The sequence below is a fragment of the Kitasatospora sp. NPDC002227 genome (genome assembly GCF_040296285.1).
Classification (GTDB): domain Bacteria; phylum Actinomycetota; class Actinomycetes; order Streptomycetales; family Streptomycetaceae; genus Kitasatospora.
This window is the reverse complement of sequence record NZ_JBEOWY010000024.1, coordinates 108,538-118,523: the sequence shown is the minus strand read 5'-3', so window position 1 is coordinate 118,523 and position 9,986 is coordinate 108,538. Positions and strand designations below refer to the sequence as shown.

The 9,986-nt window shown below is 72.6% G+C and carries 10 protein-coding genes; 2 read left to right on the top strand and 8 right to left on the bottom strand.

Going from position 1 to position 9,986, the window contains the following annotated elements:
• Positions 1-134: 134 nt before the first annotated feature.
• Together ABT095_RS22030 and ABT095_RS22025 are read right to left on the bottom strand one after the other, a co-directional pair.
• Positions 135-560, bottom strand: coding sequence for an SsgA family sporulation/cell division regulator (locus tag ABT095_RS22030; RefSeq protein WP_350531153.1), 426 nt, complete (start codon positions 558-560; stop codon positions 135-137).
• Positions 561-704: 144 nt separating this feature from the next.
• A complete protein-coding gene (locus tag ABT095_RS22025; RefSeq protein ID WP_350531152.1) occupies positions 705-1,475 on the bottom strand; it encodes an IclR family transcriptional regulator in 771 nt (256 codons plus the stop codon).
• Positions 1,476-1,812: 337 nt separating this feature from the next.
• Between ABT095_RS22025 and ABT095_RS22020 the strand changes: the two genes are divergently transcribed.
• Positions 1,813-2,340 carry an NUDIX hydrolase gene (locus ABT095_RS22020; RefSeq protein ID WP_350531166.1) on the top strand — a complete coding sequence of 176 codons (528 nt, stop codon included), beginning with the start codon at positions 1,813-1,815 and terminating at the stop codon, positions 2,338-2,340.
• A gap of 16 nt (positions 2,341-2,356) precedes the next feature.
• Here ABT095_RS22020 and ABT095_RS22015 read toward each other — a convergent pair whose 3' ends face one another.
• The 4 genes from ABT095_RS22015 to pdhA form a co-directional block, all read right to left on the bottom strand.
• Positions 2,357-3,841, bottom strand: a complete 1,485-nt coding sequence (locus ABT095_RS22015; protein WP_350531151.1) for a globin domain-containing protein — start codon at positions 3,839-3,841, stop codon at positions 2,357-2,359.
• 214 nt (positions 3,842-4,055) lie between these two features.
• Complete coding sequence (locus ABT095_RS22010) at positions 4,056-5,357, bottom strand: dihydrolipoamide acetyltransferase family protein (protein ID WP_350531165.1); 1,302 nt, start codon at positions 5,355-5,357, stop codon at positions 4,056-4,058.
• On the bottom strand, positions 5,357-6,358 hold the full coding sequence (locus tag ABT095_RS22005) for an alpha-ketoacid dehydrogenase subunit beta (protein ID WP_350531150.1): 1,002 nt from the start codon (positions 6,356-6,358) through the stop codon (positions 5,357-5,359). Before ABT095_RS22005 ends, ABT095_RS22010 begins: the two co-directional genes overlap by 1 nt.
• Entirely contained in the window at positions 6,358-7,497 is a 1,140-nt protein-coding gene (pdhA, locus tag ABT095_RS22000) for a pyruvate dehydrogenase (acetyl-transferring) E1 component subunit alpha (RefSeq protein ID WP_502884958.1), read from the bottom strand. Before pdhA ends, ABT095_RS22005 begins: the two co-directional genes overlap by 1 nt.
• 229 nt (positions 7,498-7,726) lie before the next feature.
• Here pdhA and ABT095_RS21995 point away from each other — a divergent pair, with 229 nt between their 5' ends.
• Entirely contained in the window at positions 7,727-8,191 is a 465-nt protein-coding gene (locus ABT095_RS21995) for an Lrp/AsnC family transcriptional regulator (protein ID WP_350531148.1), read from the top strand.
• 12 nt (positions 8,192-8,203) lie between these two features.
• Here ABT095_RS21995 and ABT095_RS21990 read toward each other — a convergent pair whose 3' ends face one another.
• Both ABT095_RS21990 and ABT095_RS21985 read right to left on the bottom strand, forming a co-directional pair.
• Positions 8,204-8,788 carry a TetR/AcrR family transcriptional regulator gene (locus tag ABT095_RS21990; RefSeq protein WP_350531147.1) on the bottom strand — a complete coding sequence of 195 codons (585 nt, stop codon included), beginning with the start codon at positions 8,786-8,788 and terminating at the stop codon, positions 8,204-8,206.
• Positions 8,789-8,849: 61 nt separating this feature from the next.
• Positions 8,850-9,857: a glycosyltransferase family 2 protein gene (locus tag ABT095_RS21985; protein WP_350531146.1), complete on the bottom strand. Its 1,008-nt coding sequence runs from the start codon at positions 9,855-9,857 to the stop codon at positions 8,850-8,852.
• Positions 9,858-9,986: the final 129 nt, after the last annotated feature.

Here is a 9,986-nt window from a genome sequence, read left to right as displayed (position 1 = left end):
AGCTTCCGAGGACCCTGCGGTGTCCGGTCCTCACGGATCTCGAAGTCCATCGCACCCCTTGAGCTGGGGTGTTGCGACGACCACTAGAACCCAAGCGCCCGGGCCCCTTCCGTATGCCACGGCGGCTCAGCGGCTCACACCCCGCGCGCACCGCCCTGGCTGAGGATGTCGGCCAGCTGGGCGTCGATCTCGTCGCCGGTGAGCTCCTGCCCCATCGGCACCAGGCGGTCGGTCCGCGCCAGGAAGGCGATCAGCGGCGGCGCCGCGGCCCGCAGCCGGGCCTCCCCCTCGGGCGAGTGCAACACGATGAGGACGTCCGCGAGTTCACCGCCGACCGGGTGGATGTGCACATCGCCCTCACCGGTCGGGCGGCTGATCCCGTCCAGCAGCAGCTCCCGCGCGAAGACCCAGGACACCGGCGCGTCGCCGGGCAGGTGGAAGGTGAAGCGCACCGCGTACGGGTCGTCCGCGTCGTACTCGAGGTCGACCACGAGGCGGAAGGAGAGCTCGCTGGAGACCACGAGGTGCATGACCACGTGGCCCTGGACCGTGCTGCGCATGCGCCAGTACCTCTCGTTCTGAACCTGCCGGACCGTCCGGACCGGTCGATGCCCGTACTTCCCGTGTTCCCACCATCGTCCCGGTTCGGGGACGAAGCGGACAAGACGTGCTTTTTCAGATGGTGAACGAACCTGGTCGCGCCCTTAGAGGACAAATGACGGAGTCATCGCCCCGACCAGTTCCCGGAGCCGCTCGGCGGCGGCCGGCAGCCGGGCCGACTGGGAGAGGGGGAGCGAGAGCGCCATGGTCGCCACCACCGCGCCGACGGTGATCGGCACGGCCGCGCAGACCGTGCCCGGCTGGTACTCCTGCCGCTCCAGGACCGGTCTGGTCGGGCCGACCGCGGCCAGGCGCCGCAGCACGGCGGCCCGGTCGGTCACGGTGGCCGGCGTCAGCCCCTCCGGCGGGTGCCGGGCCAGGTGGTCGCGCCGCTCCTGTTCGCCGAGCTGCGAGAGCAGGCAGAGGCCGACGGCGTGCGCGTGCGCGGTGGCCCGGAAGTCGGCCCACTCGGCCACCGCCGGACGGCCCGGCCCGGCCACCACGTCCACCACCCGCACCTCACCGTCCCGGTAGACCGCGAAGTACACCGCCGCGCCCAACTCCTCGCCCAGCCGGGCGATCCTGGTCCGCAGATCGGCCTGCCAGGCCTGCCGGTCGCCCGCCCGGCCGATCCCGTCCACCGACTCGCCGACGTAGAACTTGCCTTCCAGGCGCTGGAGATAGCCCTCATGGGTCAGGGTGCGCAGCAGGTGGTAGGTGGTGCCCAGCGGCAGCCCGGCCTGCCGGGCCAGCTGCTTGGCGGTGGCGCCGCGGTCCTGCCCGCCGACGGCTTCGAGCAGCCGCAGCGCGCGCTGCACCGAGACGATCAGGGTGGGCTCGCGCCCGCCGGTGCGCCCCCGGTCAGTGCCGTCCATGGCGAATTCCAGCCCCCAGCCGAGTCGTACACAGCCCACCTCGCGCTCATTGCAGCACAGGGCCGACAGGGCTGCAATCACCGATGGCCACCCATTCCCGAATGAGCCTTGACTTCCAACCTTATACGTGCAATTGACTCTCACTTTACTAGAAAAGCAGTCACTCCAGCCTCTCAAACGAAGATCCATGGCGGCGGGAGCCAGGGCGGGCACCCGGCCCGGAATCAGCCGTTCAGCCCAGCCGAACCACCCGCGTGGACCGGTGGCGAAGCGTTTCGGCCACCGGCCCGCGCGGGAGACTCTCGACAGCAATCCGTCCCGTGATCCGGAGGTGGCCATGCCCGGCCCCGTCCGCCCGGTGGTCAAGCGCACCGCCCGGGCGATCCTGCTCGAGGTGGACCCGGACGACCCGCACGCTCCGGCCTCCCTCGTCCTGATCAAGCGCACCCGTCCCGGCTCCCGGCCGTACTGGATCACCCCCGGCGGGGGAGTCGAGCCGGAGGACGTCTCGGTGCTCGCCGCGCTGCACCGCGAGGTGGACGAGGAGTTGGGCGGCAAGATCGAGCACCCCGTGCACGCCTTCGTCGACACCGTCTCGCACTCGCACCACGAGGACGGCACCCTGGCCCACCCGCACGGCGTCAAGGTGCAGCACTTCTTCGTCTGCCGCCTCACCTCGATGGACCTCAGCCTCCGGCACGGGCCCGAGGTGGACGAGCCCCAGGGCGAGTACGAGGTCGTCCGGCTCCCCTTCACCCGCGAGGGCGTCACCTCGGTCAACGTCGTCCCGCCCTCGCTGCGCGCGTACCTGGCCGCCAACATCGAGGGCGTCCGCGCGGCCCTGGCCCCCGACCTGGGTGCCTGAGGCCGGACGGACGACCCTAGGCCAGCTCGCCGACCAGGTCGTGGTGGATCGCCTCCGGCGCCACCCCGGCCCGCAGCAGCGCTCCGGCCGCCCGCCGCACCATCGCCGCCGGGCCGCTCAGGTACGCGGCCCGGCCGCGCCAGGCTCCGCCCGGACCGCCGATCACCTCGGGCAGCTCGCCGACCAGTGCCTCGCCGGTGACCACCCGCTCCTCCGAGACCATGGCCCGCACCGAGAGCCAGGGGTGCCGCGCGGCCAGCTCCCGCAGCTCGGCCAGCTCGTACAGCTCCTCCCGGCGGCGGGCGCCGTAGAACACGTCCACCGCCCGCCCGCCGGGCCCGTGCGCGGCCACCTCCTCGACGAGGGCCCGGATCGGCGCGATCCCGGTGCCACCGCCCAGGCAGAGCAGGTCGGCACCGTCGCCGTGGTCCACCACCATCGACCCGGCGGCGGGCCCGATCCGCAGCACGTCGCCCGGCACGGCCCGGTGCACCAGCGCGTTGCTCACCCAGCCCGCCGGCACGGCCTTGACCTGGAAGGTGAGCAGCCCGTCCGGCCGGGGCGCGGTGGCGAAGGAGAGGTGCCGCCAGACCCGGGGCCACCAGGGCGTCTCCACCGTGGCGTACTGCCCGGCCCGGTACGGGTACGCCTGGTCGGGGCGCAGCGTCAGCTCGGCGATCTCGGGGGTGCGCAGCCGGTGTGCCACCACCTCGGCCTGCCACCAGGGGGGCGAGACCTTGGCGGCCTCCTCGGCGGCATCGGTCATGACCTTGGCGATCAGCCCGTAGACCCGCCGCCAGGCCTGCTCGGTCTCGGCGTCCCAGCGCTGGCCGCAGTAACGTTCCAGCGCGGCGATCAGGCACTCGCCGACCGGGCCGTAGTGGCCGGTCAGGGTGCCGTACTTGCGGTGGCCCCGGCCCAGGCCGGCCAGGTAGGCGGTGAGCGCCGGGAGGTCGTCGGCGCCGCGGGCGGCGGCGAGCAGGGCGCGGAAGAGGCGGTCGCGCTGCACGTCCATCGCGGCGGGGAAGAGCGCGCGGATCTCGGGGTGGTGCAGGAAGATCAACGCGTAGAAGTGTGCCGTGGCCCGGTCCGCGACCGGCTCGACCACCGCCAGGCTGGCCCGGATCAGCTCGATGTCCCGGGCGGTCGGCGCGCCGTCGGGCGCGGCCGCCACCGCCAGCTGCGGCGGCGGGGCCGGGCTCTCGGCCGGTTCAGCCGCCCAGGCCCGGCTCCAACTGTCGCCGGGCCCGGCCCAGTTGAGGCCGGGCGCGTGGGTGAACATCGGTGTGATCGGCGGGTGCGGCTGCAGGTGGGCCACCGGCGGCAGACTCGGCCGCGGCGGCACCACCGGCTCCGCCGGCGCCTGAGGCTCGGTTTCAGCCACCGCCGCCGGCGCGGGCGCCGCCGCCACCGGCTCCACCGTCTCCGGTTCGAGCACCGGCATGCCCATCCCCGGCACGGCGGCCACCTGGGCCGAGCCGTGGCCCGCCCGTACCAGCAACGCGGTTGATTTCACCGCAACTTGACGAGTGCCCAAGAGAATCGCTTCGCTTCCGGTCGTCCCGTTCCACGTCTGGCCTGTCCTGAAGACGCCTTCGGTAGCGTGGCACGCCCGTACAGCTGATCCGACAAATCACGTGAAGCCCGGGACACCCGGCCCACCCACGCGCTACGCTCGCCCGACTCATGGCCGGAAGCGAACGCGCCGCCTCCGGTCACAGCTGCCGCAGCAGCACCCCCGGGTGCTCGACGCAGTCGGCGACGAAGCGGAGGAAGCCGCCCGCCGTGCCGCCGTCGCAGACGCGGTGGTCGAAGGTGAACGACAGCTGGGTCACCTCGCGGACAGCCAACTCGCCCTGGTGGACCCAGGGTTTGGCGACGATCCGGCCGACGCCGAGCATCGCGGCCTCGGGGTGGTTGAGGATCGGGGTGGAGCCGTCCACGCCGAAGACGCCGTAGTTGTTCAGGGTGAAGGTGCCGCCGGTCAGCTCGGCCAGGGTGGCCGAACCGTTGCGCGCCGACTCGGTCAACCGGCCGAGCTCCTCGCCGAGTTGCTCGGTGGTGAGGGATTGAGCGTTGCGCACCACCGGCACCACCAGACCGCGCTCGCCCTGGGCGGCGAAGCCCAGGTGCACCGCGGAGTGCCGGATGATCCCCGAACCGTCCTCGGTGACACTGGAGTTGAGCTCCGGGAAGCGCGCCAGCGCGACCGTGCAGATCCGGGCGAGCAGCGCGAGGACGCTCAACCGCGGGCCCGGCGTGGCATTCAACTGCCGTCGCAGCGCCATCAGTTCGGTGGCGTCGGCGTCCACCCAGCAGGTCGCGTCCGGGATCTCCCGACGGCTGCGGCTGAGCTTCTCCGCCACGGCCTTGCGCAGCCCGCGCAGCGGCACGATCTCGTCGCCCGCCGCGAGCGGAGCGGCCACCGGAGTCGGCGCGGCGACCTTGGCCGCCACCGCCCGCTCGACATCCGCCCGCATGATCAGCCCGTCCGGCCCGCTGCCGGTCACGGCGGTCAGGTCGACCCCCTGCTCCCGGGCCAGCCGCCGCACCAACGGCGAGATCACCGGCACCACGACGGGCACCACCGGAGCAGCCGGAGCAGCCGGAGCAGCCGGAGCAACGGGAGCAGCCGGAGCGGCCACCGTGGCGGCGACCCCGACCCCGACCCGGGCCCGACGCCCGCCCTTCGAAGGCTCGGCCACGCCGTACCCGACCAGCGGCCGCTCCACCGCCGCGGCCGCCTCCACGACAGCGGCGGCGCCGTCCTCCGGTGCCACCGCCACGGTGATCAGCGGCGCGCCGACGGCGACCTCCTCGCCCACCGCGCCGTACAGCGCGGTGACCACCCCGCCGTACGGGCAGGGCACCTCGACCACGGCCTTGGCCGTCTCGACCTCCACCACCGGCTGGTCGATCGCGATCACCTCGCCGACCTCGACCATCCAGCGCACCACCTCGGCCCCGGTGAGTCCCTCACCGAGGTCGGGCAGCTTGAACTCCCGGACCACCGCCATCATCGACCGTCCTCCCACTGCAGCCGCGCCACGGCGTCCAGGATGCGGTCCACCCCGGGCAGGTGGTGGTGCTCGAGCATGGGCGGCGGGTACGGGATGTCGAAGCCGGTGACCCGCAGCACGGGCGCGGCCAGGTGGTGGAAGCAGCGCTCGGTCACCCGGGCGGCGATCTCCGCGCCGACCCCGCCGAAGCCGGTGGACTCGTGCACCACCACGGCCCGGCCGACCGAGCGGACCACCCGGGCGACGGTCTCGTCGTCGAAGGGCACCAGGGTGCGCAGGTCGAGCACCGCGAGGTCCCAGCCCTCGGCCTTGGCGGCCTCGGCGGCCTCCAGGCAGACCGGCAGCGAGGGCCCGTAGGTGATCAGCACGGCCGAGCGGCCGTCCCGTCGCAGTGCGGCCCGGCCGACCGGCGGCACGGCAACCGACGGATCCCACTCGGCCTTGCCCCAGTAGAGCCGCTTGGGCTCGAGGAAGATCACCGGATCGTCCGAGGCGATCGAGGCCCGCAGCAGGCCGTACGCGTCCTCGACGGTCGCCGGGGTCACCACGTGCAGACCGGGGGTCTGGGCGTAGTAGGCCTCGGAGGAGTCGCTGTGGTGCTCGACGCCGCCGATGCCGCCGCCGTAGGGGATGCGGATGGTGATCGGCAGCGGCAGCTTGCCGGCCGTGCGGTTGCGCATCTTGGCGACGTGCGAGACGAGCTGCTCCATCGCCGGGTAGGCGAAGGCGTCGAACTGCATCTCCACCACCGGGCGCAGGCCGTACATCGCCATGCCGATCGCGGTGCCGAGGATGCCCGCCTCGGCCAGCGGGGTGTTGAGGCAGCGGTCCTCGCCGAACTCGGCGGTCAGACCGTCGGTGATCCGGAAGACGCCGCCGAGCGCGCCGACGTCCTCGCCGAGCACGTGCACCGTCGGGTCGGCCCGCATCTCGTCCCGCAGCGCGGAGTTGAGCGCCTGGGCCATCGTGCTGGTACGGGTCGAAACAGCGGTCGTCATCACGCCTCCACCTCGGCCTCGGCCGCCAGCTCCGCCGCCAACTGCGCTGCCTGCTCACGCAGTTGCGGAGTCATCTCGGCGTAGACGTGGGTGAAGAGCGACTGCGGGTCGAGCACCGGCTCGGCGTGGAACTCGGCGCGCATCCGGGCCGCGAGCGCCTCGGCCTCCTCGGCCGCCTCCTGCACCAGCTGGTCGTCGATCACCCCGGCGGGGCGCAGGTGGCGCTCCATCATCAGGATCGGGTCGTGCTCGCGCCAGGCGGTGACTTCGGCGTCCTCGCGGTAGCGGGTGGCGTCGTCGGCGTTGGTGTGCGCCTCGACCCGGTAGGTGAGCGCCTCGATCAGGGTCGGGCCGCCGCCGGAGCGGGCCCGCTCGACGGCCTCGCTCAGCACGGCGTGCATCGCGGCGGCGTCGTTGCCGTCCACCAGGCGGCCCGGCATGCCGTAGCCGACGGCCTTGTGGGCCAGGCTGGGGGCGGCGGACTGCTGGGTGAGCGGCACGGAGATGGCGTAGCCGTTGTTCTGCACCAGGAAGACCACGGGGGCGTGCAGCACGGCGGCGAAGTTCAGCGCCTCGTGGAAGTCGCCCTCGCTGGTGCCGCCGTCGCCGAGCATGGTGAGCGCGACGACCTGCTCGCCGCGCAGCCGGGCGGCGTGCGCCAGGCCGACGGCGTGCGGGGCCTGGGTGGCCAGCGGGGTGCTGAGCGGGGCGGTACGGGTGGCGACGGGGTCGTAGCCGGTGTGGGCGCTGCCGCGCAGCAGGGTGAGCGCCTCCAGCGGGTCGACGCCCCGGGAGACCACCGCGAGGGTGTCGCGGTAGCTCGGGAACAGCCAGTCCTGCGGGCGCAGCGCGAGCGCGGCGGCCACCTCGCAGGCCTCCTGGCCGGTGGAGGCGGGGTAGACGGCCAGCCGGCCCTGCTTGGTCAGGGTGGTGGCCTGCTGGTTGTAGCGGCGGCCCACCACCAGGCGGCGGTAGAGCTCGCGCAGCAGGGCGGGGTCGGTCTTGGCCTGGGCCTCGGTGCCGAGAATGCGGAGCGGTGAAGCATCGGGCAGCAGCGGGGCCGGGTCGGTCCGCGGGCCGGTCGCTCCGGGCAGCCAGCCCGGAACGGTGTCCGGGTGTCTGTGGTCGAGAACGGTCATCTCGGGCACCTCCGGGGGGTGAGGGGGGTGCGGCAGGGGAGCCGTGGATCAGCTGGGGGTGGAGGTACGCCGGATGGTCGGTCCGGAGTGCTCCTCCCTACCGATTGTTCGGTTGACTGGTCATTCTGGCCATAGTTGCGTCGCGGTGGTGGACATACGGCCGAGTTGACGGTCTCCTGGTGGCATTACGTCCATAGCGGGAGGGTGGGGGGCCATGTCGGGTGAACAGATGTCCAGGTCTGAGCGGTCGGACCGTCTGGACCGGGTGGACCGTGCCATCCTTCGGTTGCTGCAACAGGACGGCCGGGCCTCGATCCGCTCGGTCGCCGAGCGGGTGCACGTGTCCCGGGCGAACGCGTACGCCCGCATCTCCAGGATGGTCGAGGACGGCGTCATCCGCGGCTTCACCGCCCGGGTCGACCACGAGCGGGCGGGCCAGGGCGCAACGGCCTACCTGACCCTCAAGATCGTCCAGAACTCCTGGCGCACCGTGCGCGAGCAGTTGCTCGGCCTGCCCGGGGTGGCGCACATCGCACTGGTCGGCGGCGAGTTCGACGTCCTGCTGCTGGTGCACGCGGCCGACAACCAGGCCCTGCGCGAGCTGGTGCTCGGCCGGATCCAGTCGATCCCGCAGGTGCTCAGCACCCAGACCATGCTGGTCTTCGAAGAGACCGACCAGGTGCCCCCGGTATAGCGGCTCCCCGGCTCAGGCCTTCAGCCCGTCGAAGGCCAGGTGCACGACGGCCTCGGCGACGCCGTCCGTCCCCCGGCCTCCCGGCCGGTACCACTCCACCACCGAGTTGATCATCCCGAACAGCAGCCGGGTGGCCAGCCGCGGCTCAAGGTCCGAGCGCAGCTCCCCCGCGACCACGGCGGCCCGCAGCAGCTCGGCCACCTGGTGGTCGAAGTCCCGGCGGCGCTCCAGCGCCCACTGCTCGGCCGCGGTGTTGCCGCGCACCCGCAGCAGCAGCGTCACGTACGGGAGCTCGGCCAGCAGCACCTCGGTGGTGCGCCGCACCACGTGCTCCAGCCGGTCCACCGGCCGGCCGTCCACCGCGCCGGGCTCGGCCAGGATGCCGAAGAGCGCGTCCAGCGCCCGCCCGACGGCGAGCCGCAGCAGCTCCTCCTTGCCACGCACGTGGTGGTAGATCGAGGACTTCGAGATCCCGGCCGCCCGCGAGAGGTCCTCCATCGAGGTGCCGTCGTAGCCCCGCTCGTTGAAGACCTCGACCGTGACGGCGAGCAGCGAGTCGACGGTGTACGCGGTGCGGGTGGTGTTGGTCTCGGCCATGTGAACGAGTATCCCCGCCCGGCCGACATGACGTCAGCCGGGGCGGGGACAGTGAGGCGGATCAGACGCCCGCGCGCTCGCTCTCGTGGCGCGGGGCTATGACGGTGGCCGAGGCGGCCGGCTCGTCCTTCGCGGAGTCGTAGCCGATGAAGTAGGTCGGCCGCTTCTGCACGGCGGTGTAGATCCGGCCGATGTACTCGCCCAGCAGGCCGACGCAGATCAGCTGCACCGCGCCGATGAACAGCATGGCGACGAAGAGCGAGGTCCAGCCCGGCACGGTGTGGCCCGAGACGTACGCCACGACGGTGAAGACCAGCAGCGCCAGGCAGGCGAAGAAGCTGGTCACGCCCAGCCAGGTGGCGATCCGCAGCGGGGCGGCGGAGAAGCCGGTGATGCTGTCCACCGCGAGGCGGATCATCTTGCTCAGCGGGTACTTGGTCTCACCCGCGACGCGCTCCTCGCGCTGGTAGTACACCTCGCCGCTCGGGAAGCCCAGCCACGGCACCAGCAGGCGGTAGACCTGCTGCTGGTCCGGCAGCGCCTTGAGCGCCTCGACGGCCTCCCGGCTGAGCAGGCGGAAGTCACCGGCCTGCGAGGGCATCTGCTTGCCGACCAGGCGGCGCATCAGGCCGTAGTACAGGCCCGCGGTGCGGCGCTTGAAGCCGGTGTCGGTGGAGCGGTCGTTGCGCACGCCGTAGACGATGTCGAGGCCGTTCCGCTGGGCGAGCTCCAGCATCTCGGCGATCTTCTCCGGCGGGTCCTGCAGGTCGGCGTCGATGCTGGCGACGTACGCGCCGACCGAGCTGTGCAGGCCGGCCGTGAGCGCGGCCTGGTGGCCGGAGTTGCGGCGCAGCTTGACGACCCGCAGCTCGGCCCAGTCCGCGCGGAAGTCCTGCAGGACGGCGGCGGTCTTGTCCTTGCTGCCGTCGTCGACCGCGACGACCTCGTACGTGCAGCCGATGCCGTCCAGTGCCGGGCGCAGGCGCGCGACCAGGGCGGGGAGGGCCTCTTCTTCGTTGTACATGGGGATGACCACGGAGAGCGTGATCTCGGTACGTGCTGAAGTCATCAGGGTTTTCCCCGCCGCAGGCTTAGTTAATGAGCTGGTCGGATTTTACACGCGCCCCGGTGAGAACCCACTGAGAGCAGCACCCCTCGACCACCGCCCATGACCTAGGCTCGTGAGGTCGGCGCGCCA

Bases quoted from the DNA above. Each gene is read 5' to 3' on its own strand.
- ABT095_RS21990 (WP_350531147.1), bottom strand. From the start codon at position 8,788: ATGGCCGAGACCAACACCACCCGCACCGCGTACACCGTCGACTCGCTG.
- ABT095_RS21995 (WP_350531148.1), top strand. From the start codon at position 7,727: ATGTCCAGGTCTGAGCGGTCGGACCGTCTGGACCGGGTGGACCGTGCC.
- pdhA (WP_502884958.1), bottom strand. From the start codon at position 7,497: ATGACCGTTCTCGACCACAGACACCCGGACACCGTTCCGGGCTGGCTG.
- ABT095_RS22010 (WP_350531165.1), bottom strand. From the start codon at position 5,357: ATGGCGGTGGTCCGGGAGTTCAAGCTGCCCGACCTCGGTGAGGGACTC.
- ABT095_RS22030 (WP_350531153.1), bottom strand. From the start codon at position 560: ATGCGCAGCACGGTCCAGGGCCACGTGGTCATGCACCTCGTGGTCTCC.
- ABT095_RS22025 (WP_350531152.1), bottom strand. From the start codon at position 1,475: ATGGACGGCACTGACCGGGGGCGCACCGGCGGGCGCGAGCCCACCCTG.
- ABT095_RS21985 (WP_350531146.1), bottom strand. From the start codon at position 9,857: ATGACTTCAGCACGTACCGAGATCACGCTCTCCGTGGTCATCCCCATG.
- ABT095_RS22020 (WP_350531166.1), top strand. From the start codon at position 1,813: ATGCCCGGCCCCGTCCGCCCGGTGGTCAAGCGCACCGCCCGGGCGATC.
- ABT095_RS22005 (WP_350531150.1), bottom strand. From the start codon at position 6,358: ATGACGACCGCTGTTTCGACCCGTACCAGCACGATGGCCCAGGCGCTC.